Origin of the sequence: Plantactinospora sp. KBS50 (assembly GCF_002285795.1) — a bacterium.
In the GTDB taxonomy this organism is placed as follows: Bacteria; Actinomycetota; Actinomycetes; order Mycobacteriales; family Micromonosporaceae; genus KBS50.
The window spans coordinates 60958-86045 of record NZ_CP022961.1 but is presented as its reverse complement, the minus strand read 5'-3'; the positions used below and the strand labels follow the sequence as shown (position 1 = coordinate 86045).

General features: G+C 73.1%; 19 protein-coding genes and 3 pseudogenes. 5 read left to right on the top strand and 17 right to left on the bottom strand.

All coding sequences use genetic code 11. From position 1 onward, the window contains the following. Window positions 1-45: 45 nt before the first annotated feature. A complete protein-coding gene (locus CIK06_RS00385; RefSeq protein ID WP_095563131.1) occupies window positions 46-1524 on the bottom strand; it encodes a glutamate-cysteine ligase family protein in 1479 nt (492 codons plus the stop codon). A 144-nt stretch (window positions 1525-1668) separates the two neighbouring features. Continuing rightward, window positions 1669-2247 (bottom strand): YceI family protein, encoded by a 579-nt coding sequence (locus tag CIK06_RS00380; RefSeq protein WP_095563130.1) that lies wholly within the window; start codon window positions 2245-2247, stop codon window positions 1669-1671. Between the two features lie 99 nt (window positions 2248-2346). Here CIK06_RS00380 and CIK06_RS00375 point away from each other — a divergent pair, with 99 nt between their 5' ends. Next, entirely contained in the window at window positions 2347-2883 is a 537-nt protein-coding gene (locus tag CIK06_RS00375) for a MarR family winged helix-turn-helix transcriptional regulator (protein ID WP_095563129.1), read from the top strand. A 395-nt stretch (window positions 2884-3278) separates the two neighbouring features. Here CIK06_RS00375 and CIK06_RS00370 read toward each other — a convergent pair whose 3' ends face one another. The 7 genes and pseudogenes from CIK06_RS00370 to CIK06_RS00340 all read right to left on the bottom strand — a co-directional run bounded on the left by CIK06_RS00370 (window position 3279) and on the right by CIK06_RS00340 (window position 14670). Beyond that, window positions 3279-5879, bottom strand: coding sequence for a helix-turn-helix domain-containing protein (locus CIK06_RS00370; RefSeq protein ID WP_095563128.1), 2601 nt, complete (start codon window positions 5877-5879; stop codon window positions 3279-3281). A gap of 93 nt (window positions 5880-5972) precedes the next feature. After that, window positions 5973-8102 carry an MMPL family transporter gene (locus tag CIK06_RS00365; protein ID WP_095563127.1) on the bottom strand — a complete coding sequence of 710 codons (2130 nt, stop codon included), beginning with the start codon at window positions 8100-8102 and terminating at the stop codon, window positions 5973-5975. A gap of 264 nt (window positions 8103-8366) precedes the next feature. Beyond that, window positions 8367-9515: an acyl-CoA dehydrogenase family protein gene (locus CIK06_RS00360; protein ID WP_095563126.1), complete on the bottom strand. Its 1149-nt coding sequence runs from the start codon at window positions 9513-9515 to the stop codon at window positions 8367-8369. 80 nt (window positions 9516-9595) lie between these two features. Beyond that, complete coding sequence (locus CIK06_RS00355; protein WP_095563125.1) at window positions 9596-11158, bottom strand: acyl-CoA carboxylase subunit beta; 1563 nt, start codon at window positions 11156-11158, stop codon at window positions 9596-9598. A gap of 177 nt (window positions 11159-11335) precedes the next feature. Then, window positions 11336-12249, bottom strand: a pseudogene (locus CIK06_RS00350) (hydroxymethylglutaryl-CoA lyase). A 392-nt stretch (window positions 12250-12641) separates the two neighbouring features. Beyond that, the gene (locus CIK06_RS00345; protein WP_095563124.1) at window positions 12642-13991 is read right to left on the bottom strand and encodes an acetyl/propionyl/methylcrotonyl-CoA carboxylase subunit alpha; all 1350 of its coding nucleotides are present in this window, start codon (window positions 13989-13991) and stop codon (window positions 12642-12644) included. 64 nt (window positions 13992-14055) lie between these two features. Beyond that, window positions 14056-14670, bottom strand: a complete 615-nt coding sequence (locus CIK06_RS00340) for a TetR/AcrR family transcriptional regulator (RefSeq protein ID WP_095563123.1) — start codon at window positions 14668-14670, stop codon at window positions 14056-14058. Window positions 14671-14888: 218 nt separating this feature from the next. Between CIK06_RS00340 and CIK06_RS00335 the strand changes: the two genes are divergently transcribed. After that, window positions 14889-15299 carry a hypothetical protein gene (locus CIK06_RS00335; RefSeq protein ID WP_095563122.1) on the top strand — a complete coding sequence of 137 codons (411 nt, stop codon included), beginning with the start codon at window positions 14889-14891 and terminating at the stop codon, window positions 15297-15299. Between the two features lie 13 nt (window positions 15300-15312). Here CIK06_RS00335 and CIK06_RS00330 read toward each other — a convergent pair whose 3' ends face one another. The 4 genes and pseudogenes from CIK06_RS00330 to CIK06_RS00310 all read right to left on the bottom strand — a co-directional run bounded on the left by CIK06_RS00330 (window position 15313) and on the right by CIK06_RS00310 (window position 19587). Further along, complete coding sequence (locus tag CIK06_RS00330; protein ID WP_095563121.1) at window positions 15313-16959, bottom strand: hypothetical protein; 1647 nt, start codon at window positions 16957-16959, stop codon at window positions 15313-15315. After that, window positions 16956-17690 (bottom strand): VanZ family protein, encoded by a 735-nt coding sequence (locus CIK06_RS00320; RefSeq protein ID WP_232533929.1) that lies wholly within the window; start codon window positions 17688-17690, stop codon window positions 16956-16958. The genes CIK06_RS00330 and CIK06_RS00320 overlap by 4 nt, the downstream gene beginning before the upstream one ends. A 180-nt stretch (window positions 17691-17870) precedes the next feature. After that, the gene (locus tag CIK06_RS00315) at window positions 17871-18779 is read right to left on the bottom strand and encodes a sulfurtransferase (protein WP_095563120.1); all 909 of its coding nucleotides are present in this window, start codon (window positions 18777-18779) and stop codon (window positions 17871-17873) included. Between the two features lie 41 nt (window positions 18780-18820). After that, window positions 18821-19587, bottom strand: a pseudogene (locus tag CIK06_RS00310) (SGNH/GDSL hydrolase family protein). Between the two features lie 165 nt (window positions 19588-19752). On the opposite strand from CIK06_RS00310, the gene CIK06_RS00305 reads away from it, so the two are divergent. The 3 genes from CIK06_RS00305 to CIK06_RS00295 all read left to right on the top strand — a co-directional run bounded on the left by CIK06_RS00305 (window position 19753) and on the right by CIK06_RS00295 (window position 22335). Then, complete coding sequence (locus CIK06_RS00305; protein WP_095563119.1) at window positions 19753-21384, top strand: His/Gly/Thr/Pro-type tRNA ligase C-terminal domain-containing protein; 1632 nt, start codon at window positions 19753-19755, stop codon at window positions 21382-21384. An 85-nt stretch (window positions 21385-21469) separates the two neighbouring features. Then, window positions 21470-21889 (top strand): CBS domain-containing protein, encoded by a 420-nt coding sequence (locus CIK06_RS00300; RefSeq protein ID WP_095563118.1) that lies wholly within the window; start codon window positions 21470-21472, stop codon window positions 21887-21889. A 26-nt stretch (window positions 21890-21915) separates the two neighbouring features. Next, on the top strand, window positions 21916-22335 hold the full coding sequence (locus CIK06_RS00295; RefSeq protein ID WP_095563117.1) for a SufE family protein: 420 nt from the start codon (window positions 21916-21918) through the stop codon (window positions 22333-22335). Window positions 22336-22398: 63 nt separating this feature from the next. Here the strand turns inward: CIK06_RS00295 and CIK06_RS00290 are convergent. The 4 genes and pseudogenes from CIK06_RS00290 to CIK06_RS00275 all read right to left on the bottom strand — a co-directional run. Further along, window positions 22399-22689 (bottom strand): annotated as a pseudogene (locus CIK06_RS00290) (YbaK/EbsC family protein); the annotation flags it as partial. Window positions 22690-22736: 47 nt separating this feature from the next. Continuing rightward, window positions 22737-22931, bottom strand: a complete 195-nt coding sequence (locus CIK06_RS00285) for a hypothetical protein (RefSeq protein WP_095563115.1) — start codon at window positions 22929-22931, stop codon at window positions 22737-22739. A 197-nt stretch (window positions 22932-23128) separates the two neighbouring features. After that, window positions 23129-23791, bottom strand: coding sequence for a response regulator transcription factor (locus CIK06_RS00280; protein ID WP_232534392.1), 663 nt, complete (start codon window positions 23789-23791; stop codon window positions 23129-23131). Continuing rightward, entirely contained in the window at window positions 23791-24927 is a 1137-nt protein-coding gene (locus CIK06_RS00275; RefSeq protein WP_095563113.1) for a sensor histidine kinase, read from the bottom strand. Before CIK06_RS00275 ends, CIK06_RS00280 begins: the two co-directional genes overlap by 1 nt. Between the last annotated feature and the right edge of the window lie 161 nt (window positions 24928-25088).

Genomic DNA, 25088 nt, shown 5'->3' with positions numbered 1-25088 from the left:
TGACGGTCCGGGTGGTCGCTCCACCCCACCCCGGACCGGCGGTGGTCACTCCACCGGCCAGGTGTGCACCGGCTCGTTGGTCCGTTGCAGTTCGCCGTAGCGCTGGACCATGTGATGCAGCGCGGGCTGCCGGGCCATCCCCCGGCCGCGCTCGGCCGCGCGGACCGTCTCGGTCTGCCACACCGCACCGTTGCGCCGGGTCCGGCAGCGCTCCTCGATGATGCCGAGCAGCCGGTCCCGCTGGGCCGGATCCACCCCGAACCGGTCGAGCCCGGCGGCGGCGCGGGGCAGCAACACGTCCCGGACCAGATCGGTGACCCGTACCTCGCCGAGCCGCGGCCAGTAGACGGTGGCCTCGATGCCGCGCCGGGCCGCCGCGTGGAAGTTCTCCTCGGCGGTACTGAAGGTCAGTTGGCTCCACACCGGACGGTCCGCCTCGGACAGCTCCCGGGCGAGCCCGAAGTAGAACGCCGCGTTCGCCAGCATGTCCACCACGGTGGGTCCGGCCGGCAGCACCCGGTTCTCCACCCGCAGGTGCGGGCGGCCGTTCATGATGTCGTAGACCGGGCGGTTCCAGCGGTAGACGGTCCCGTTGTGCAGCCGCAGCTCGGCGAGCTGGGGCACGCCCCCCTCGTGCAGGACCTCCACCGGGTCCTCGTCGTCGCAGATGGGCAGCAGCGGCGAGAAATAGCGGACGTTCTCCTCGAAGAGGTCGAAGATCGACGTGATCCACCGTTCGCCGAACCACACCCGCGGACGTACCCCCTGGGCCTTCAGCTCGTCCGGCCGGGTGTCGGTGGCCTGCTCGAAGAGGGCGATGCGGGTCTCGGCCCAGAGCTGCCGCCCGTACAGGTAGGGGGAGTTGGCGCCGAGCGCCACCTGGACCCCGGCGATGGCCTGGGATGCGTTCCAGACGTCGGCGAAGCTGTCCGGCGCGACCTGGAGATGGAACTGGAGGCTCGTGCACGCGGCCTCCGGGGCGATCGAGTCGGTGTGCGTCTCCAGCCGCTCCACGCCCCGGATGTCGAGCTCGATGTCCTCGCCCCGGGCGGTCACGATCTGCTCGTTGAGCACCTGGTAGCGCTCGTTCGCGGAGAGGTTGTCCACGACCAGGTGCCCGGCCGTCAGGGTGGGCAGGATGCCCACCATCACGATCTGGGCGTCGAAGCCGGCCGCCCGCTCGTCGGCCCTGGCCAGGCTGTCCCGCAGGTCCTGCTCGTAGTCGGCGAACCCGTTGCCGTCGATCAGCCGCGGCGCGGCGTTCAGCTCCAGGTTGAACCGGCCCAGCTCGGTCTGGAAGTTGGGATCCGCCAGGTTGGCGAGGATCTCCGAGTTGCGCATGGCCGGCTCGGCGAGGCCGTCCATCAGATTCAGCTCGATCTCCAGGCCGGTCATCGGCCGGTCCGCGTCGAAGCCGAAATCGTCGAGCATCAGGGCGAAGACGTCCAGACAGCGACGGACCTTCTGCCGGTAACGCACCCGATCTTCTCGGGAGAAGACGCCCTGCGAGACGTCGCGGCCCATTGTGCCCTCCAGGTACGCGGCGGCGGACGATTCATCCTGCCTTACCCGGACGGTCCGCGCGATCACAGTGGGCTCAGTCACGCGGCGGCCCGCATCCGGATGCCGGATGCGGGCCGCCGGACGTGCCGGATCGGGACCGCCGGATCAGGACTGGCGGACGCCTTCGCCCTCGATCTCGATCTTGATCTTCTTGCCGACCAGGACGCCGCCGGTCTCCAGGGCGACGTTCCAGGTCAGGCCGAAGTCCTCGCGGTCGATCTCGGTGCTCGCGGTGAACCCGAAGATGTCCTGCCCGAACGGGCTGCGCCCCACGCCCTCGAACTCCACCTTGAGCTCGACCGGGCGGGTCACCCCGTGGATGGTCAGCTCGCCGGCCAGGACGAACTCGGAGCCGCTGTGCGAGGTGACACCGGTGCTGCGGAACTCCAGCGTCGGGTACTTCTCAGCGTCCAGGAAGTCGGCGCTGCGCAGGTGCGCGTCCCGGTCGTCCTGACCGGTGGTGATGCTGGCCGCACCGATGGTGGCCTGCACGGCGGACTCCAGCGGGTCCTCCGCCACGGTGATGGTGGCGGACGCCTCGGTGAACTCCCCGCGCACCTTGCTCACCATCATGTGCCGGGCCACGAAGCCGACCCGCCGGTGCGCCGGGTCGAGCTGGTAGGTACCGGGGGCCGGAATGGTGAGGCCCTGCCACTCGCGGGTGACGCCGGTGCTGGTGGTCATGCGGAACTCCTCTGGGAACTGGCTTGCCGATCAGATGTCTGACTAAGCAACTATAGTCGCAGCAATATTCCTCCCGTCAAGTTCCTGTAGGATGGACGGGTGACCGAGAACGTCTTCGACGACCCCCGCATCACGGCACTCGGCCTGCTCGTCGAGACGTACTCCGGGCTGGCCGGCCGATTCGCCACGCAGTTGGAGGAGCACAACCTGTCCGTGGTCGAATTCGAGGTGTTGATGCGGCTGGCCCGCTCCCCCGGACACCAGCTGCGGATGAGCGACCTGGCGGCACAGACCTCGCTCTCCACCAGCGGGGTGACCCGGGTGGTGGACCGGATGGAGCGGGACGGCCTGCTCTGCCGGCGCGCCTGCCCGTCCGACCGGCGCAGTTCGTACGCCGTGGTGACCCAGTCGGGCCGGAACCGGCTGAACAGGGCGCTCCCCGACCACCTGCGCATCATCGAGCAGTGGTTCACCGGACAGCTCAGCCCGGAGGACCTTGATCACCTGCTCGTCTCGCTACGCACCGTGCGCGACGCGGTGCACCCCGGCGCCACCGCGGGCAGCGTCGCCAACCCGGCCGACGCGCACCACGAGCAGCCGGCGACGGTCATCGACACCGGGCGTGACGAGCGGTAACACCCGCCGCACGGCCCTGCCCGGAGCGACCCGGAACACCGGCAGAAAGACCGGCAGAAGTCATCCGGAGAGCGCAACACTTGGGACCAAAGGCGCAAAACACCCGGCAACGCTGGCTACTGTCTCCAGGCGGGGGGCACGGGCGTGGCGTGGATGGACGCGAGCGAGGGGCTGTCGGGGGCCGATCCATCCGCGCCACCTCGGGCGGTCTGGACCGGCGTTGACCCATCAGGGGGTTGGGTCAACGCCGGTCAGAGCGTTCCGACCCGGAGATCACCGCCCGAACAACATCGGCGCTCAGACATCGGCGCTCAGACATCGGCGCTCGGTAGATCACCGCCCGGACATCTCCGCCCCAGCGGCTCGGTCCAGCGACGGCTCGGTCCAGCGACGGTTCAGTCCAGCGACGGGCGGGGCGCGGGTATCGACCCGACCGAGTCGAGCAACGCGCGCTCCTGCGGCAGCAGACTGATCGCCGCGTCCCGGCAAGCCTCGTCCAGGCGGACCCGCTGCGCCGCCCGGGCGTCCGGATCGTCGGTGCTCACCACCAGGCCGACCAGGGCCTCCACCACGTCCCGCGCGTCCCGGGCGTGCGTGCTGGCCCGTTCCGCCGCGGCGAACCACTCGGCCGCCCACTCCCGATCACCGCGGCGCAGCGCCAAGTGCCCCTCCAGCAGGGCGATCGTGCCGTCCTCCCGCATCGGCCCCGAACCGGCGGAGATCATCGGGCCATCGCCGATCCCGCCGGACGGCTCGACCGGCGGGAGCGTGCCTCGCAACTCGACCAGCACCGCCTCGGCCTCGGTCACCCGGCCGTCCTGCGCCAACGCCAGGCCGACCGTGCCGAGCACCCGGCGCCGGTGACCCGGATCGCCCAGGTCGTCCAGGACCCGCGCCACCCGCCGGCCGTGCTGGGCGGCCTCGCCGTACCGGCCGTCCAGCCGGGCCACCTCGGCCAGGTTCGCCCGGGCCAGCACCCGCAGCCGCTCCTCACCACACTGCGCCGCGAGCCGATCCACCGCGGCCAGCCGGCGCCGGGCCGCCGCCAGATCACCGACCCGGATCTCGTGCCAGGTCAGATTGTTCTGCGCCACGGCCATGTCCCGGGTCCGACCCGTCCGACCCGCCAGCGCCAGCACCGCCTCGCCGTGCCGCCGCGCCTCCCCGTGCCCGCCCACCGCCGTGTACAGCCCGCACAGCACACTGCGGGCGACCAGCTCACCCGCCACGTCGCCGGCCTGCTGGAACTGCCACAACGCCTCCTGGACGGTGGTGAGTTCCCGCGGCCCCTCGCCGTGCTCCTGCGCCAACTGCGCGATGCCGATCTGCGCCCAGGCCCGCAGCACCGGGTCCGCGTCGGCGGTCCGCGGATCGTCCAGCAACCGGCGCAGCCACTGCCGGCCGGACCGGTCCCGCCCGCGGAACCGCCACCAGCGGGGCAGCGCGGCCGCCAGCCGCAGCGCCGTGTGCGGATCGTCGATGGCGGCGTGCGCGAGCGCGGCCCACAGGTCGGGGGTCACCTCGTCCAGGGTCCCGACCGCGCGGATCAGGTTCGCACCCACCAGCTCCGGCGCGACCCGGTTGGCCAGGTTCGCCAGCACCACGGCGTGCCGGCGCCGGATCTGGGTCAGCTCGCCGTCGGCCGCCGCCCGTTCGGTGGCGAAGTCCCGCACCACGTCCAGCAGCCGGAACCGGAACTCGCCGGTGCCCCGGGCGCTCAGCAGACCCAGCGCCAGCAGCCGGTCCAGCAGCGACACGGGATCGGCCGGCGGCGGCCCGGCCTCGACATCGGCCTCGATCCGCGCGGGACCGCCTGCACCGATCGGTTCCGGCCCGTCCAGCATCGCCTCGGCCAGCTCCACGGACCAGCGGTTGCGGAACACCGCCAGCCGGCGCAGCGCCGCCCGCTCGTCCGGCTCCAGCAGCCGGTAGCTGGCGGCCACCGCGTCCCGCAGCGTCACCGCCACGGCCTGCCGGGTGGTGGACGGGCTGGACAGGTCCAGCACCCGATCGCCGTACCGCAGCAGCATCTCGTTGAGGTCGAGGATCCGGCCCCGGGCGGCGGCCAGCTCGATCGCGAGCGGCAGACCACCGAGCCGGTGCACCAGACCGACCAGGGCCGGCAGCTCGTCCGGCCGCGGCGGCTCGGGGCGTACCTGCCGCAGGCGGCGGAGAAAGAGTTCCACCGCCGGATAGTGGGCGGCCACCGCGAGATCCGGCCGGGCGTCCGCGGGCGGCACCTCCAGCGGGGTCACCGGCCAGACCCGCTCGCCCGGCAGCCCCACCGGATGCCGGCCGGTGGCGAGCACCCGCAGCCTCGGCGCGCGCACGGTCAGCCAGTGCACCGCCTCGGCGACCGGCGCGGGCTGCCGCTCGACGGCGTCCACCAGCAGCAGCGTCGGCCCCTCCGCGAGCCGCACCGGCAGGTCGTCGGAGCGGGCCACCCCGAACACCATGGCCACCGCGGAGAGCACGTCGTTGGCGGACGAACCCTCGGTGATCACGATGCCGGCGATCCCGCCCGGATGCCGGTCCGCGATCCTGGCCGCCACCGCCAGCGCCAGCCCGGTCTTGCCCACCCCCGCCAGCCCGACCAGGCTCACCACCGGCGGAGCGGCACCGTCCGGGGCGCCCAGGATGCCGCTCAGCTCGGCCACGTCCTGATCCCGGCCGACCAGTTCGACCGGCGCCGGCAGGCCGAGGCTGGATGCCCGGACCGGCTGCTCATCGGCCGCCCGGACCGCCGCCGGGCCGCGCGCGGTGGACAGGAACTGCAACCGGTCCTCACCGGTCAGGCCGAGCGCCGAGGCCAGCAGCTCGACCGTGGTGCGCTGCGGCCGGGTCGCCCGCCCCCGCTCCAGATCACGGACGGTCCGCACCCCGATGCCGGCCCGCTGCGCCAGTTCGGACTGGGTCAGCCCGACGGACCGGCGCCGGTTCCGCAGCAACTCGTCGAGGGTCACCGGTCCCCGGGTGGTCCCATGATCCTCCGCCATGGCCGGAAGGGTACGCAGAGCAGGCGACACGGGGGACCGCTCCGTCGATGTGCCGACGGATGACCGCCGGAAATCCGACAGTTGACCCGCTGGTCAGACAGCCGGCACCCGGGGCGCGTCCGGCACCCGGTCCACGACCCGCCGCCGCCGGCCCGGCCAGGCCGGAATCCACCAGTTGCGGTGCGCCAGCAGGTGCATCAGCGCGGGCAGCAGCAGCCCGCGGACCAGCGTCACATCGATTGCCACCGCCACCGCCATGCCGAAGCCGACCTCCTTGACCGCGCTCAGCCGGCCGGTCAGGAAGCCCAGGAAGACCACCGTGATGCAGGCCGCCGCGAGCGTCACGACCGGCCCGGTCCGGCCGATGCCGGCCAGCACCGCGCGGTCGGTGGCGGCGGCCCCGGCTCCGGCGCCGGCGCGGCGCCACTCCCGGGTGATCCGGGCCAGCAGGAACACCTCGTAGTCGGTCGACAGGCCGACCACGAAGACGAGCAGCAGCACCGGCGTCGTCACGTCGACGGCACCGGGGCGTACCCCCAGCGCCCCGGCCGCGACGCCGTGCTGGAAGACCAGCACGAGCAGCCCGAGGCTGGCCAGCAGGGTGAGCGCGGTCAGCAGCATGCCCTTGACCGGAATCACCACCGAGCCGGTGAGCAGGGACAACGGAACCGCCGCGGACAGCGCCAACGCCAGCAGCGCCAGCGGCAGCCGGGCGCGCACCGACTCCTGGTAGTCGACAAGCTCCGCCGCCGGCCCGCCCACCAGCATCGGAACCGGGCTCGGCAGCCCGCGTACCTGGGTCACCAGCTCACCGGACGCGGTGCCGCCGGGGCCGCCCGCGGGGGTCACGTCCAGCACCGTCGTCCCGACCGGTACGTCGGGTCGGGGTTGGGTCCGCAGCACCCGCGGAAGCCGGTTGATCCGGTTGATCATGTCGCGGACCTCGGCGCCGCCCGGATCGCCGGCCAGCACCACGGTCAACGCCGGAGCCCGGTCCGCCTCGAAGTCCCGCTGGAGCACCTCGTACGCCCGGCGGGCCTCCGCCTCCGGTGGCAGCGCCCGCACGCCCGGGTCGGCCAGCCGGGCGCCGAACAGCAGCGGCAGGGCGAGCAGCAGCAGCGCACCGGCCACGCCGATCAGCACCGGCACCGGGCGGCGCTGCGCGTACCGGGCCAGCCGGAGCAGCGGGGTGCCGGGTACCGCGGACGGGAGCCGGCGGGGCGGCCCGATACGCGGCCGGCAGACTGCGAGCAGCGCCGGCACCAGGGTGACCCCGGCCAGCGTCGCGACCAGCGCGACCACCACCCCGCCGTAGGCCATCCCGGCCAGCAGCGGCTGGCCGAACAGCGTCAGGGCCGCCATCCCCGCCGCCACGGCGGCGCCGGCGACCAGGACGGTACGCCCGGCGCCGCGCACCGTCCGCGCGATCAGATCGGCGGTCGGCGCCGCCCCGGCGGCCTGTTCCTCGCGGAACGCGGCCACCAGCAACACCGCGTAGTCGACGGCGAGACCGGTACCGAGAAGGGTCACCACGTTGACCGTGAACTGCCCGACGCCGGTCACCCGGTCCAGCGCGAGCAGCGCGCCGAGGGTGCCGGCGACGGTGCCGAGCGCCGCGACCAGCGGCACCATGCCGGCAACCGGGCCGAGCACGACGAGCAGGAGCAGCAGCAGGACGCCGAGCGCGACGGACTCCCCCCGCGCGGCGTCCCGGCCGGCCTGGTCGACGAAGGTCCGATCGGCCAGCGGCGCACCGCCCACCAGCACCCGCGGGGCGTCGATCCGGTGCAGCAGGTCGACCACGCCGTCGGCCAGCCGCCGCAGGTCCGGCTCGGACAGTCCGCGGGCGAGTTCGACGGTCACCAGGCTGCTGCGGTTGTCCGCACCGATCCGGCTGCCGCCCGGGTCGTAGAGGTCCCGCACCTCGACCACGCCGGCGGTGGCCCGCAGCCGCGCGGCGATCCCCTGGACGCTGGCCACCAGCGGCGGATCGTACGGGTCGCGGTCACCCACCACGGCCACGATCAGCGGACCCTCGGGCAACAGGTCCGCGATCCGCTGCGCGGCCACCCGGGACTCGGCGTCCGGACGCAGCGGCCCGTCGTCGCCGACCCGGTGCATCAGCGGGCCGGCGGCGAGCGCGCCGATCAGCGCCAGTGCGCCCCAGCCGGCGAGCACGACCCAGCGCCGGCGGTACAGGGCGCGGCCCAGCGCAGCCAGCATGGCGACCTCCGCGGCGGCGGCACCGTGCCGCCCGCGGGTCCAGCCAAGCAGCCACCCCGGGCGGCCGGATCGGTCGTACGGCCGAGCCGACTGTCAGTGATCCGTCACGTTCCGTGTCGGATGCGAGCCGGGTTCGCCGTACCGGACGGGAGCCCCGCCGCGTCGGCGGCCGTGACGTCCGTCGTCGGCGGCCGTGACGTAGGTCGCCGGCGGCCGTGACGTAGGTCGCCGGCGAACACAACTTCCGTCGCCGGCGACTGCCGGTCAGAGCCCGAGGTCGCGGGCGATGATCATCCGCTGCACCTCGGACGTGCCCTCGCCGATCTCCAGGATCTTGGCGTCCCGCCAGAACCGGGCCACCGGGTACTCGTTCATGAAGCCGTACCCGCCGTGGATCTGGGTGGCCTCGCGGGCGTTGTCCACCGCGATGGTGCTGGCGTGCAGCTTCGCGATCGCGGCCTGCCGCTTGAAGTCCTCGCCGGCGAGCATCCGGGCCGCGGCGTCGTAGTAGGCCAGCCGGGCGGTGTGGGCGCGCAGCTCCATGTCCGCGATCTTGAACTGGATCGCCTGGTAGTTGCCGATCGGCTGGCCGAACGCCTGGCGCTCGCCCGCGTACCGCACCGACTCGTCCACGCAGCCCTGGGCCAGCCCCACCGACAGCGCGGCGATCGCGATCCGCCCCTCGTCCAGGATCCGCAGGAACTGGGCGAAGCCGCGACCGCGCTCCCCGAGCAGGTTCTCGGCCGGTACGCGACAGTCGTCGAAGGTCAGCTCGTGGGTGTCCGAGGCGTTCCAGCCGACCTTCGAGTACCCGGGCGCCACGGTGAAACCCGGCGTCCCGGAGGGCACGATGATGGTGGAGAGTTCCTTGGCACCGTCCGGCCGGGTGCCGGTGACCGCGGTGACCGTGACCAGCGACGTGATGTCCGTCCCGGAGTTGGTGATGAAGGCCTTCGAGCCGTTGATCACCCACTCGTCGCCGTCCAGCACGGCCCGGGTGGCGGTACCGCCGGCGTCGGAGCCGAAGCCCGGTTCGGTGAGTCCGAACCCGGCCAGCGCCTCGCCGCTGGTCAGCTTCGGCAGCCACCGCGCCTTCTGCTCCGCGCTGCCGAACCGGTAGATCGGCATGGCACCGAGCGAGACGGCCGCCTCCAGGGTGATCGCGACGCTGGAGTCGACCCGGGCCAGTTCCTCCAGGGCCAGGCAGAGCGCGAAGTAGTCACCGCCCATCCCGCCGTGCTCCTCCGGGAACGGCAGCCCGAACAGGCCCATCTTGCCCATCTGCCGCACGATCTCGTACGGGAAGGTGTGCCGCTCGTAGTGCTCCGCGATCACCGGCGCGACGACCTCGCGGGCGAACTCGCGGACCGACTCGCGCAGCGCCTCCTGCTCGTCGGTCAACCGGAAGTCCATGGGTTCCTCCTGGAGATGGGCGGTCCCGGGTCGCTTGTGACGGGGCCCCGGACGGGGTGACGCCTGGACGGGAATGACACCTAGACGGGAGTGACGCCGTGCCGGCGCCGGGAGAAGTGCCGATCCTTGCCGCGCGCCGCCGCGAACCGGCGGATCAACTCGGTACGCAGTTCGTGCGGCTCGACGATCGCGTCGATGACCAGCTCACTGGCCAGCCGCACGATGTCGATGTCCCGTTCGTACGCCTCGCGCCGCTCCGCCACGAAGGCGGCCCGCTCGGTCTCGTCGGCGATCGCCGCGATCTTGTTGGCGTAGACCGCGTTCACCGCGGCCTCGGCGCCCATCACCGCGATCTTCGCGGTGGGCAGCGCGATCGTGGCGTCCGGCTCGAACCCCGGCCCGGCCATCGCGTACAGCCCGGCCCCGTACGCCTTGCGGACCACCACACAGATCTTCGGTACGGTCGCCTCGGAGATCGCCGTGATCATCTTGGCGCCGTGCCGGATGATGCCCTGCTTCTCCACGGCCGCGCCGACCATGAACCCCGGTACGTCGGACAGGAACAGCAGCGGCACGTTGAACGCGTCGCAGAGCTGGACGAACCGGGTCGCCTTGTCCGCCGAGTCGACGAACAGCACGCCGCCCTTGAACATCGAGTTGTTGCCGACCACGCCGACGACCTCGCCGTCCAGCCGGCCGAAGCCGATGGTCAGCTCCTTGGCCCAGAGCGCCTGGATCTCGAAGAAGGAACCCTCGTCGAGCACGCCCCTGGCGTACCGGCGCATGTCGAACGCCTGCCGCTCGCTCGCCGGCACCAGCGCGGCGAGGTCGGCGCCGGCCGGCGCGGCGACGGCGGGCGCCGCGGGCGGCGGCTGGGTCCAGTTCGCCGGCAGGTACGACAGGTAGCGGCGGACCACCTCCAGCGCGTCGGCCTCGCTCTTGCACAGGAAGTGCCCGACGCCCGACTCGGCGCAGTGCACCCGGGCGCCTCCCATCGCCTCCAGCGTGGTCTTCTCGCCGGTGACCATCTCGACCATCCGGTCCGAGCCGAGGTACATGCTGGCGTTGCCCTCGACCATGGCCACCACGTCGCAGAACGCCGGGATGTATGCCCCGCCCGCGGCGCTCGGCCCGAACAGGGCGCAGACCTGTGGGATCGACCCGGAGGCGCGGACCTGGTTCCAGAAGATCTTCCCGGCGCCCCGCCGGCCGGGAAACAGGTCGACCTGGTCGGTGATCCGGGCGCCGGCCGAGTCCACCAGGTAGACCATCGGCTGACCGGCGGCGTACGCCCGCTCGATGATCCTGATGATCTTTTCGACGGTACGCGCGCCCCAACTGCCGGCCTTGACCGTGGAATCGTTGGCCATCAGGTACACCGGCCGGCCGTCGATGCTGGCCTGGCCGGTCACCACGCCGTCGGCCGGCAGCGAGTCGGCCGGGGCGCCGGAGCCGGCCGGGGCGCCGTTGTGGGCGTTGGCCAACATCCCGTCCTCGACGAAGGAACCCTCGTCGACCAGCAGCGCGATGCGTTCCCGGGCGAACAGCTTGCCCTTGGCCGCGTTCGCCGCGTGGTACTTCTCCGCGCCGCCGGCCCGGACCCGCTTCCGCAGTTGCTCCAGAGCCTCACCGTCGAGCGTCACGCCAGCTCCCTTGCCGAAGGTCGACCGCCCGGCCGGCCCGTCCCCGGAACCGACCTGAACGATCGTTAGGTTAGCGCATGCGGCGCCGTCCGGGCGAGCGGACCCGACCAACACAGCGGGACACCAACACCCGGGACACCGGCGTACGGACACCGGCGTACGGGGCACCGGCGCCGCTCACGCCGGCGTCAACCGGGTACGCGGGCCGGCGCGCAGCACCCCGGACGGCAGTTCCCGCCGCACGATGTCCTCGGCCAGCTTCGCCGCTTCCAGCAGCGCATCCAGGTCGATGCCGGTGTCGACGCCCATGTCGTGCAGCATGTGCACCACCTCCTCGGTGGCCACGTTGCCGCTGGCGCCCGGGGCGTACGGGCAGCCGCCGAGGCCGCCGACGCTGGCGTCGAACTCGGTGATCCCCAACTCCAGCGCGGTCAGCAGGTTGGCCAGCGCCGTACCCCGGGTGTTGTGGAAGTGCAGCAGCATCGGCACGTCGGCGTGCCGCTCCCGGACGGCGGTCAGCAGGTCCCGGACCCGGCGCGGCGTACCCATCCCGGTGGTGTCGCCGAACGCCACCCGGTCGGCGCCGTCCGCCACCACCCGGTCCACGATGCCGGCGACCCGCTTCGGGTCGATGTCCCCTCGTACGGACACCCGAAGCTGGTCGCGATGATCACCTCGGCCGTCGCCCCGCTGCCGTGCAACAGCGCGATCAACTCGGCGATGTCGTCCAGCGACTCGTCGGTGGACCGGTTCACGTTGCGCCGGTTGTGCGTGTCGCTGGCCGAGACGACCACCTCGATCTCGGTGAACCCGGCCGCGAGCGCCCGGTGCGCACCGCGCGTGTTCGGCACCAGCGCGGAATAGCGTACGGCCGGGTTCCGGGCCGCCCGCTGCCACACCTCGTCGGCGTCGGCCATCTGCGGGATGGCCCTCGGGTGCACGAACGAGACGGCCTCGATCCGGCGTACGCCCGTGCCGGAGAGCGCGTCCAGCAGCCGGACCTTGGCGTCCGTGGGCACCGGATCCTCGTTCTGCAACCCGTCCCGCGGCCCGACCTCACGGATCGACACGGAATCCGGCAGTTGGTTCATCTGGTCACCTCGCTGGCCGTCGGCCCTGGTCGGATGGAGGCGACCCTACCGCTCGTTAAGCCGGCCACCCAGCCCGGCGCGACGCTCGACACCGCCAGGGCGGGTTGTGCGGCGCCGGACCACCGGCGCCGAAGACCATCCGGAGAGACCGTGCCGGGATCGAACACATCTTTTGCAGCTATGCCTGAGAGTCATTTTTATGACTCTCAGGCATAGCTGCAAAAAAGGTTTGTCGCGGTCAGCGAGGTCACCGTCCGTGACGACCGATGAAGGTGGACCACCGATGGAGATGGACCCCGGGACACGAGGTCCTGATCGGCCGGCAGGTTCCGGCTAGGCCCGGCGCGACGGCGGCCACCCGCGTCCGGTGGACGCGGGTGGCCGCCGCGTGGTCAGCGCATCCGGGAGACGATGCCGGTGTCGTAGTCGCCGGAGACGAACTCGGCGTTCTCCAGCAGCTCGGCGAAGAACGGCAGGTTGCACTTCGGCCCCGCCACCTCGAAGCCGGCCACCGCGGCCCGCGCCCGCTCGATCGCCTCGGCCCGGTCCGCGCCGGAGACGATCAGCTTGGCCATCAGCGAGTCGTAGAACGGGGTCACCGTGGTGCCGGCCGCGTACCCGGAGTCGACCCGCACGCCCTCGCCGGTCGGCTCGACCCAGTTGGTGATCGCCCCGGGGCCGGGCAGGAACCGCTTCGGGTCCTCGGCGTTGATCCGCAGCTCGATCGCGTGTCCCCGCGGCGCGAGCGCGTCCGGGTCGAACGTCGGCGGCGGCCCGGCGGCGACCCGGAGCTGTTCCTCGACCAGATCCACCCCGTAGACCAGCTCGGTGACCGGGTGCTCCACCTGGAGCCGGGTGTTCATCTCCAGGAAGAAGAACTCCCCGGCCGAATCCGACCCGCCCGGCACCAGCAGGCACTCCACCGTGCCGGCGTTGCGGTAGCCGACGGCCTCGCCGGCCCGCACCGCGGCGGCCAGGAACCGCTCCCGCAGCTCGGGCGAGACGGCGGGCGACGGGGACTCCTCGACCAGCTTCTGGTTGCGTCGCTGGACCGAGCACTCGCGCTCGCCCAGCGCCACGACCCGGCCGTCCGCCAGGCCGAGGATCTGCACCTCGACGTGCCGCACCCGGGGAAAGTAGCGCTCGATCAGCACCGAGCCGTCGCCGAACATCCGCTCGGCGAAGGCGTGCACCTTGTCGTACTCGGTGCGCAGCGCGGCCTCGTCGGCCGCGACGCCCATCCCCATGCCGCCGCCGCCCGCGGCGGCCTTGACCATCACCGGGTAGCCGATCTCGGTCGCCGCGGCGACCGCCGCGGCCGCGTCCTCGGCCGGGTCGGCGGTGCCGGGCGCCACCGGTACGCCGGCGGCGGCCATCAGGTTCCGTGCGTTGATCTTGTCGCCCATCGCGTCGATCGCCTCGGCGGACGGACCGACCCAGATCAGGCCGGCCGCCTCCACCGCGCGGGCGAACTCGGCGTTCTCGGACAGGAAGCCGTACCCGGGGTGGATCGCCTGCGCACCGGTGGACTTGGCGGCCGCGAGGATCGCCTCGACGTTGCGGTAGCTCTGCGCCGGGTTCGCCGGCCCGACGCAGACCGCCTCGTCGGCCTCGGCCACGAACGGCATCCCCGCATCCGCCTCCGAATAGACGGCGACGGCCCGGATCCCGAGCCGGCGGGCGGTCCGGATCACCCGTCGGGCGATCTCGCCCCGGTTCGCGACGAGTAACGACTCGATCATTCTGTTTTGTCCTCCCGGTCCTACGGTCGTGGCCGGTGCTAGGACACCACGCCCGACCCCGGGGTCAGCACTCTGGGTCCCCCACCAAGGCCGCGAGCGTGGCGGCCCGCAACAAGGCCGCACGACGATCCCTGTCCACCTCTCCACCCAGGAACGGGGTGGAGTTCATCAACCCGAACGCCGAGTGCGCGAGCACCCGGGCCTCGCTGGCCGGCAGCGTCGGGCGGAGACCTGTGAGCACGTTCACCCACTCCTCCACGTACAGGCGCTGCAATCGGCGGATCTGCCGGCGTGGCTCCTCCGGCAACCGGTCGAGTTCGTGCAGGTGCAGGGCGATCACCGCCGGATTGGCCAGCGCGAAGTCGACATGGAAGTCGATGAGCGACTCCAGCGCCGCCCGCGCGTCGCCGGGATGGGCGAGCACCCGGTCCCGGCCGCCCGCGAGCAGCCCGTCACTGACCGGTACCAGCGCCGCCGCCAGCATCGCCTCCTTGCCGGCGAAGTGGTGGTAGAGGGCGGGACCGGTCACCCCGGCGGCGGACCCGATGTCGTCCATCGAGACGCCGTGGTAGCCGCGTGCGGCGAAGAGGCCGACCGCGATGGCCAGGATTTCTTCCCGGCGCGACCGCCGCCTCGGCGCGATCTCCGACGCGCCACCAATCCGTTGATCCAACGTCACCCCGCAAGCCTACCGATAGTCAACGCCCGCCGATGCCCGCCGATACGGCGTACCGCGGGGCCGCCCGGAGGACGGTCCCACGGTGCCGCACGCCCCGGTTTCGGCCCGACTCGACCAGATCCCGGATGCGTGACAGCGCCGTCACTAACCTGACAGGTACGGCGACGCGCATCGTGACAATCAGGTAAACGGTGGGTTAGGGCGGGAGGTGACCCGGTGTGGTGGAACGACTCGGTGGGGCGAGGGCGTCGGCCGCCGGTCGGTACCGGCCGCCGCTGTTGGCCGGCGGGTTGCTCGGCTCCGCCGGCCTGATCGACGTGCTGTCCGGGTACGACGGCCTCACCGGCGACCCGTACGTCATCGTCACCTCGGAGGGGCTCAGCCAACTGGACATCACCGGCTGGGCGTGGCTGCTGCTCGGCATGGGGATCCTGGCCGTCGCCGCCGGGCTGGCGGTGGTCGGCAACCGCCGCTGGGCCATCGTGCCGGCCATCGGCGTCGCGGTGCTGGACACGGCGCTGCACCTGGCGCTCTTCCCGTTCGTCCCGTTCGTCGCGGTCATGCTCTGGGTGGTCAACGGCGCGGTGATCCGGCTGTTGCTGGTGCACCGCCGCGCGACCGCCCGCTGACCCTCCCGCGACGTCAGTCCTGGTGGCAGACCCGGCCGCCGAAACCCGGGCTGCGCCGCCCGCCGTCGCCCCAGGCCGGATTCACCGACATCGCCAGCGGCGGAGCCTGCCAGGCACTGGCGAGCCGCTGGAGGAAGACGAACTCCCGAAGCGGGCGGTCGAGCAGATCGCCGCCGATGAAGCCGATCAAACGGCCGTGCACCACGCCTCGGCGGAGCAGCCCGCCGTGGAAGCCCGCGAGCTGGTAGACGGGGATCTCGGCGTAGTTCCCGGGCGGCGCGTCGGCGGCGCTCGCGGTCGGCATGAAGGCCACCATCCGCACCCCCGGCACCGGGCAGAGGGTCTGGCTGCGCCAGAACGACGCGTTCTCCAGCAGCGACCGGACGAACGGCTCGTCCGGATCCTCCCTGGTCGAGCTGACGACGTTGGTGCCGAGGAACAGCGCTCGGATCAACCAGCCGGCGACGAAGCCCCAGCCGGACCCCTCCGACGCCGGCGGGTAGTACGCGCGGCCGGCCTGCAACAGCGGGCTGAACAGCAGGACGGTGTCGACCTGGCTGCCGGGATGGCGCTCCAGGAAGAGCCGGACCACCATCGCGCCCTCGCTCTGCCCGAGCAGCGCCACCCGGCGCCCGGTGCGCCGGTGCGCCGCGTCGACCTGTGCGGCCAACAGGTCGGTGCTGCTCTCCAGCGACCGGTGGGTGGCCGCTGCCGGGTAGGGCAGCGGTCGCGCCTGCGCGTCCAGCCCGCGGTAGGAGAAGTGTTCGACGTTGGGATCCACCGCCGGCCGCCCGGCGTACGAGCTGTTGTACCCGGCAACCACGATGACCGCGTGATCGACGCTGTCGGGCAGCTCCTGTTGGAAGATCGGGATCTGCAACTCCCGCTGGGCGCCGAGCCCGACCATCACCGCGTCCCGGACGGCGGCCGGAGCCAGCAGGGTGAGCACGATCATGATCGGCGCCACCGGAACGCGCCGCCAGCGGATCCGCCGCGCCGGCAGCACGGCGGCCCGCACCGTGCGCCGCCAGAGCAGGCCGTTGGCGACGCCGAGCAGCGCGGCGGTGGGCGCGTTCAGCCAGTTCGGAACCGTCCAGATGAGCGCGCCACCGAGGGTGAGCAGCCAGAAGTTCAGCAGCGGCCAGCCGAACAGTTCGATCGACGGCAGGCCGCGCCACCAGCCCGGACCGACGCCCGCGCGCTGCATGAACGGGGCGAGCAGGATGACCGGGAGCAGCGAGGCGAACACGTACCAGGAGAGCGACACCACCGAGGCGCCGACCGAGAGCGCCGCCCACGGCGAGAGGATCAGGACCGCCACGGCCGCCACCGCCGTGTTGCGGCCGAGCAGGCTGCGCAGCGTGGGCCGCGGGACCTCGGCCGGCCACGCCAGCGCGACCGTCACCGCCGTCAGCACACCGCGCAGGCCGATGACGGCCAGGTACTCGGCGAGAAACAGCCATCCGGTGTCGTGGTAGACCAGGATCCACCGCAGGTCGTGGAAGATGTCGTACGGCCAGACCGCGGTGGCCTGCGGTGCGAAGCCCTGCGCCGCAGGGAACCCGACGGCGGCCAGCGCCACCGATTCGACGGCCGCGGGAATGGCGGTCAACAGGAGCAGTGCGACCAGCCGGCGGCCCGGGAGGGACACGGCCGTCACCTGCCGGGAGCGTCCGGCATGGCCGGACGCCGGTCGTCGCCCGGCGCGGGTGCCGGTGCGGGTGCCGGTGCGGGTGCGGGTGCCGATGTGGGTGCGGGTGCCGGTGCGGGTGCGGGTGCCGATGTGGGTGCGGGTGCCGGTGCCCGTGTGGGTGTGGGTGCTGGTGCCGGCGCGGGTGCCGCTGCCGAGCGGTCACCGTCGGAGGGGAGGCCGAGGTCGCGGGTCGCCCACCAGCGCCGGGAGAGCAGCCCGGCCAGCCCGGCACCCAGGGCGTTCAGCAGGACGTCGTCGACCGAGCTGACCCGGCCGATGTCCAGGACGTACTGGAGGCTTTCCACCAGGGCGGAGGCGGCGGCGCCGAGCAGCACCAGCCGGCCGGGCCGGGCGAACACGGCCCACCGGACCGGGGCGAAGAAGCCCAGCGCGGCGAAGACCAGCAGGTTGCCCACGTCCTGCTGGGCCACCCAGACCGGCGGCATGGTGCGGACCTGGTCGATCAGGTCGCTCAGCGGAACGAGATGGACCAGCCGGCTGTGCTGCCGGGGGGTCAGGGTCAACCACAACGCGGGCAGCGTGCCGGCCACCAGGCCGGCCTCGGCCACGCACCGCCGCCGGGCCAGCCGGTACGGCATGCCGCGGCCGCGCCGGTGCCGGAACAGCACCACCGCGCCCACCGTGGCGCAGCCCAGGCCGACGACGGTGATCAGCATCCCGACCCAGAGCCGTCCCACGCGGGCAGGCTATCGGTCTCCCGCCCGCCACGGACCGGCTCGGCCGACCCGGGACTCAGGCCGGCCGGCCGGCGGTAGCATCCGGCCCGGCCGGCCCGCGGCGCCGTCCGGCTCAGCGCACCGTCCGGCTCAGCGCACCGTCCGGCTCAGCGCACCGTCCGGCTCAGCGCACCGTCCGGCTCAGCGCGGCGGGATGAGACCACCAGGCTGATCGCCGCGGACGATCGGGGTACGGACCAGGTTGCCCCACTCGGTCCAGGATCCGTCGTAGTTGCGCACCTGCGGGTAGCCGAGCAGGTGGTGCAGGACGAACCAGGTGTGGCTGGACCGCTCCCCGATCCGGCAGTAGGCGATCACGTCGTCGGACTCGGCCAGGCCGAGCTGGTCGGCGTAGATGGCCCGGAGTTCCTCGGGCCGCTTGAAGGTGCCGTCGTCGTTGGCGGCCGACTTCCACGGCTTGTTCACCGCGCCGGGGATGTGACCGCCGCGCAGCGCGCCCTCCTGCGGGTAGTCGGGCATGTGCAGCATCTCGCCGGTGTACTCGCCCGGCGACCGGACGTCCACCAGGGGACGGCCGGCGGCGATGTGCGCGAGCACCTGATCCCGGTACGCCCGCAGCGGCGCGTCGTCGCGCTCCGGGATCGGGTACTCGGCCTGCGGCCGGTCGGTCTTCTCCCGGGTCAGCTCCCGGCCCTCGGCGATCCACTTCTGCCGGCCGCCGTCGAGCAGCCGCACGTCCGGGTGGCCGAACAGCGAGAACACCCACAGCGCGTAGGCGGCCCACCAGTTGAAGTTGTCGCCGTAGAAGACCACCGTGTCGGCGCGGCCGATGCCCTTGCGGGCGCACAGCTCGGCGAAGCCCTCGGCGTCCAGGTAGTCGCGGGTGACCTGGTCGTTCAGTTCGAGGTGCCAGTCGACCTTGACGGCACCGGGGATGTGGCCCGACTCGTAGAGCAGCACGTCCTCATCGGACTCGACCACCACGAGGCCCTCGGTGCCGAGGTTCTCGGCGAGCCACTCGGTGGTCACCAGGCGGCCCGGATCGGCGTACGGCTGGAGCTCGGGACTGGGATCGTTCGGCACTGGCATGATCCCAACGTACGCCGGACGGCCCGGCCCCGGCGACGGGATCAGTCGACCAGCGGACCGAGCCGGGGGCGCTTGGCCGCGACCGTGTCGCCCGAGGAGCGCCCGGTGATCCGGCGCTTGATCCACGGTGCCAGGTGCTGCCCGGCCCAGCGCAGGTCGGCGCCGCGGGCCGCGAGCCACGGGGTCGGCGCCGGTCGCGGCGGCACCAGCAGCCACTCCGGGTCGCACTCGACACCCAGCGCGGTCAGCACGTGCCCGGCGACCCGGCGGTGTCCGGCCGCGGAGAGGTGCAGCCGGTCGGCACCCCACAGGGCCGGATTGAGGAACTCGTCGTCGTGGAACAGGTCGACCATGATCGCACCGTGCCGCTCGGCGGTCTCGCCCACGGCCTCGTTGAGCACCGCCACCCGGGGGCCACCAGGCGCTGCCCCGGCAGCCGGGCCATCACGTCGGCGAACCGGAAGATGATCACGTCGGCGCCGGTGGCCCGGAACTCGCCGACCAGCCGGTCGAAGCGGGTGACCAGCGTCGACCCGTCGAAGGTCCGGCGCAGCACGTCGTTGCCGCCCGCCGCGAAACTGATCAGATCGGGCCGCATGGCCAACGCCTGCGGCACCTGCTCGGCCACGATGTTCGAAAAGAGCCGGCCCCGGATCGCGAGGTTCGCGTACCCGAAGTCGGGACCGGCCTGCGCGGCCAGCCGGGTGGCGACCAGGTCGGCCCAGCCCCGGTAGCTGCCGTCCGGATACGGATCGTCCATCCCCTCGGTGAAACTGTCGCCCACCGCGACAAAACTGCGCCAGCGCATCCCGCCTCCCGGTGCCGCCCCATGCCATCGCGCAGGAAGTTTGACACGGCAACCAAATTGGTCACGGGCGGGCGCCCCGCAACGTGAGCCAAACCGCAGGATCGCCCCCCGCCGGGCCGCCCATTCTCATCGACGCGCACTCCGCGACGTGGCAGGCTGCCGGAGGTGTTACTGCGAATGTCCACGCTGTTCCTGCGCACCCTGCGCGAGGATCCGGCCGACGCGGACGCGGCCAGCCACCGGTTGCTGGTCCGTGCCGGTTACGTCCGCCGGGTCGCGCCGGGCGGCTACGCCTGGCTGCCGTTGGGGAAGCTCGTCCTCGACCGGGTCACCGAGGTGATCCGGAGCGAGCTGGTCGAGGCGGGCGGGCAGGAACTGCTCTTCCCGAGCACCGGCGGCCCGCTCGACCCGGGCAGCGCGGAACTCGCGGCGGCGCTGGTCCGGGACGTCGGCCCGTCGTACCGGAACCTTCCGCTGCTGCTGTTCGGCGTCCGGACCGGATTCCTGGAGGACACCCGACCCCGGGCCGGGCTGCTGCGCGCCCGCGAGTTCCAGGTCGCCGACGCGTACTCGTTCGACCTGGATCCGGCGGCCTCGCGCGCCGCGTACCACCGGGTGCGGGCCGCGTACCAGCGCGTCTTCGACCGGCTGGGGCTGGCCTACGAGTGCGTGGCCGCGGCGCCCGGCGGCAGCACCGCCGAGGAGTTCCTGGCGCCCGTGCCGGCCGGGGAGGACACCTTCGTGCGCTGCACGCAGTGCCACTACGCGGCCAGCACGCTGGCCGTCACCACGCCCGCGCCGCCGGCGACCGACCCGGCCGGGCATCCGGCGGCCACCGCGTACGACACCCCGGACACCGCCACCATCGCCACCCTGGTCGAGGCGGCCAACGCCGGCCGGCTGGCCGGGCGCGCCGACTGGACCGCCCGGGACACCCTCAAGAACGTGGTGCTGACCGCCCGCCGGCCCGGCTCGGCGGAGCCGGAACTGCTGGTGGTCGGCGTCCCGGGCGACCGGGAGGTGGACCTGCGCCGGGTGGCCGCGGCGCTGCACCCGGTGTCGGTGGCGCTCTTCGACGACTTCGCGGCCCGGCCCGACCTGGTCCGCGGGTACCTCGGCCCGCAGGTTCTGGCCAAGCTGGGCATCCGGTACCTGGTCGACCCGCGGGTCGTGCCGGGATCGGCCTGGCTGACCGGGGCGAACGAACCGGGCCGGCACGCCGCGCCGGTGGTGTGCGGCCGGGACTTCGTACCGGACAGCACCATCGAGGCCGCCGACGTCCGCTCCGGCGACCCCTGCCCGGCCTGCCACGGCGGGCGCCTGGCGCTGCACCGGGGCATCGAGCTGGGCCATCTCACCGAGCTGGGCCGGCGGATCGGCGACGCGGTCGGCGTCGAGCTGGCCGGCCCGCGCGGACCGGTCCGCCCGGTGCTCGGCGGGTACGGCATGGCGGTGTCCCGGCTGGTCGCGGCGATCGCCGAACAGCACCACGACGACCGCGGCCTGGCCTGGCCGGCGGCGGCCGCACCCGCCGACGTACACGTGGTGGCGGCCGGTCGGGGTCCGCAGCCGGCGGCCGCCGCGGAGCTCGCGGCGGGTCTCGCCGGGGCGGGTCACCGGGTCCTGCTGGACGACCGCGGCGTCTCGGCCGGCGTCGCGTTCGCCGACGCCGACCTGATCGGCATCCCGCGCACCGTCGTGGTCGGCCGCCGGCTCGCCGAGGGGTACGTCGAGGTCCGGGAGCGGGCCAGCGGGGAGCGCACCGAGGTGCCGCTCGTCGAACTTGTCGGGGGATGAAATCCGCGGTCGGGTCGGGCATGACCGGAACCGCACCGGGGTACGGCTTCCGACGGGAATGTCACGGGGAAATCGGAGGCTCTCCATGTACCGGATCAGCGACCTCATGACGAAGCAGGTCGTCTACCTCTCCGCGGACACGCCGCTGGACGAGGCGGCCAAGGCCATGCAGGACGCCGACATCGGCGACGTGGTGGTGACCGACGGATCCTCGATCATCGGCATGGTGACCGACCGCGACATCGTGGTGCGGGCGGTGGCCGAGCGCAAGAACCCGACCTCCACCTCGCTGGGCTCGATCATCACCCGGGAGGTGGTGATGATCGAGCAGAGTTCGACCGCGGCCGAGGCCGCGGCCCTGATGCGGGACCGCGGGGTACGCCGGATCCTGGTCTGCGACGCCGACCGGCGGTTGGTGGGCATCGTCTCCCTGGGCGACCTGGCGATGCGGATGGACGCGTCGTCGACCCTTGAGGAGATCAGCGAGCAGCCGCCGGATGCCTGACCGGCCCGCGCAGTAGCCTTGCGACCATGCCACCGAAGCTCGCCGAGATCGTCGAGGAGTTCGCCGCCGCGCCGCGGGACGTCGTCCTGGAGATGCTGCTGGAGTTTTCCGACGCCGTTCCGCAGCTGCCGGAGTCGCTGGCCGACCGTTCCGGCATGGAGCAGGTCCCCGAGTGCCAGACCCCGTTCTTCCTGCTTGCCGAGGTCAATCCGGACCGCACCGTGACCACTTGGTTCGACTGCCCGCCCGAGGCGCCGACCACCCGGGCGTTCGCCGGCATCCTGGCCGAAGGGCTGGCCGGGGCGAGCGCCGAGGAGGTGCTGGCGGTGCCGGACGACCTCTATCAGCGGATGGGGCTGGCCCAGGCGATCAGCCCGCTGCGGGTCCGGGGCGGCACCGCGATCCTCGGCCGGCTCAAGCGACAGGTACGCGACCAGGTCGGCTGACCCGACCCCGACTGTTTCACGTGCAACAGTATCGATGATCGTCGCTGAGGCGCGGCACCGCCCTCACTCGCGGGCCAGCCCCTGCACGACCTTGGCGTTGGGCAGGATGCCCAGCGCCGGGCCGGGAACGACGATCTTGCCGTGCCGTACGCCGGAGCCGACGACCGCGTGCGGCACGGCGATCACCCGGGAGTCGACCAGCACCGGCCACTGCGGCGGCAACCCGATCGGGGTGATGCCGCCGTACTCCATCCCGGTCAGCCGCACGGCGTCGTCCATCGGCGCGAAGCTCGCCTTGCGCACATCGAGCAGCCGCCGGACCATGCCGTTGACGTCGGCCCGGGTGGTGGCCGGCCGATCGGCGACCTGTTGCTCGGCGACCGGTGGCCGACGACCGGCCGTCAGCCGCCGGCCAGGTAGGCGTTGTCCCGGATGAAGGTGCGTTCCTGGAGCACCGCCCGCCGCTCGGCCAGCAACTCCTCGTGCCGGATGCGGTTGACATCCTGGATGGCGTGCCGGACCGCGAGCCGGACGACCCCGTACAGGAACACGAAACCCGCGGTGTAGAGCAACACCGCCGCTACCAGTGCGACCATGGCGTCACGCTAGAGCCGACGCCGGCCCGGTTCCGGTCCGGCCGCGGCGGGTCCCCCGTACGTGTCAACCGGGCCGGGGCGTCGCGGTCCGGCCCGGTCGCCTCCGCGCTGCTGTCCCCCGATCGGCAACAGTGCGGCGGCATCTCCGTCAGCCTCCGACCTCAAGGCGGGTTCAGGTCAACCCGCCGCGACGCCCGTCACGGCGCTGGTGGCGGCCGGACCAGGCCCACCTGGTACGCGTACACCACGGCCTGCACCCGGTCCCGGAGGCCGAGCTTGGTGAGGATGGCCGACAGGTGGGTCTTCACGGTCGCCTGGCTCACGTACAGCCGCTGGGCGATCTCCGCGTTCGACAGCGCCTCCGCGACCAGAATCAGCACCTCGACCTCGCGCGGGGTCAGCCCGGACAGCTCCCGGGGCGGCTCGGCGGGACCGGGCAGCCGGTCGGCGAACCGGTCCAGCAGCCGGCGGGTGACCGTCGGCGCGAGCAGCGCCTCGCCGCGGGCGACCAGCCGGATCGCCTCGACCAGCGCCGCCGGCCGGGTGTCCTTGAGCAGGAAGCCGCTGGCGCCCGCGCGCAGCGCCGCGAAGACGTGCTCGTCCAGGTCGAAGGTGGTGAGCATGATGATCCGCGCCGGGTTGCCGGCCCGGACCAGCCGCCGGGTGGCCTCGATGCCGTCGACGCCGGGCATCCGGACGTCCATCAGGATCACGTCCGGGCGGGTCCGCCCGGCCAGCTCCACCGCGGCCAGGCCGTCGGCGGCCGAACCCACCACGGTCAGGTCGTCCCGCGCCTCGACGATCATCTCCAGCCCGGCCCGGACCAGATCCTGATCGTCGGCCAGCAGCACCTTCGTCATCACGACCCCGCCACCGGCAGGTGTGCCCGGACCCGGAAGCCGCCACCGGGCAGCGGGCCGGCGTCCAGGGTTCCCCCGAGCGAGCGCGCCCGCTCCCGCATGCCCACCAGGCCGCGCCCCCCGCCGCCGCCCGGCCAGCCGAGCACCGAGCCGTCGTCCACCACCTCAAGTTCCAGTCCCGAGTCGTCGTGCCGGACCAGCACGTCCGCCCGGGTGGCGTGGCCGTGCCGCAGGGTGTTCGTGAGCGACTCCTGCACGATCCGGTACGCGGACAACTGCACCCCACCGGGCAGCCGGCCCGGCTCGGCACCCGAGCAGCTCAACCGCACCTGGAGCCCGGCCGCCCGTACGGTCTGCGCGAGGGCGTCCAACTGGGCCAGACCCGGCTGCGGCGCGTTCGCCGCGCCCTCGGGGTCCTGGGCGAGCGTGTTGAGCATGGCCCGCAGCTCCACCATGGCCGAGGTCGCGGCGGTCCGGATCGTGCCCAGCGCCGCGCGGGCGCGTTCGGGTCGCAGGTCGAAGACGTCCTCGGCGGCGCCCGCCTGGACGGCGATGACCGCGACGTGATGGGCCACCACGTCGTGCAGCTCGCGGGAGATCCGCTCCCGCTCGGTGGTGAGGATGCGGTCCCGCTCGGCGGCACGGCGCTGGGCGTGCCCGCGTTGCAGTTCGCCGATCGTCCAGGCGAAGGCGAGCCCGACCACGGCGAGCAGGAGATCCCGCCAGCCGCCGGTGGCCAGCTTCCACGGCGTCGGCAGCAGCAGCAGGCCGAGCGCGACGAGCGAAACGCGCGGCGGTCGCAACCGGGCCAGGTAGGTCAGCGGCACCGCCACCAGGCCCAGCCAGCCGACCTCCGGAATCATCGCCTCCAGCCCGATGCCGGCCAGCGCGGCCACCGCGAGCCCGGACCCGGGCCGGCGGCGCAGCCAGAGCAGGCAACCGGCCTGCACGGCGGCCAGCCCGTAGCCCAGGACGAGACCCGCCGGGGTGGCCGGAGCGGACGGCAGCGCCGCGAGCGCGACCGCGAGGATGCCGAAGACCACGCCGGCCAGGCCGCCGTCGATCAACCGGAGCACGGCCGCCGGAGGGCCGTGCCCGGCGGTGCAGGGTGCGGGGTCGGGCTGCCGGACACGCATACCCGGATGGTAGGCAGGCCGGTCACCAGGGATCATCGGTCGCGGGACGGAGATGGCGGCGGCCGGTACGCCGCGGGACGGAGTCGGGAACCGATCGGTGCGCCGATCCGGACACCCCGGCCGAAAACCTAGCCTTGGCAGGGTCGGACCGGCCGGGGGGC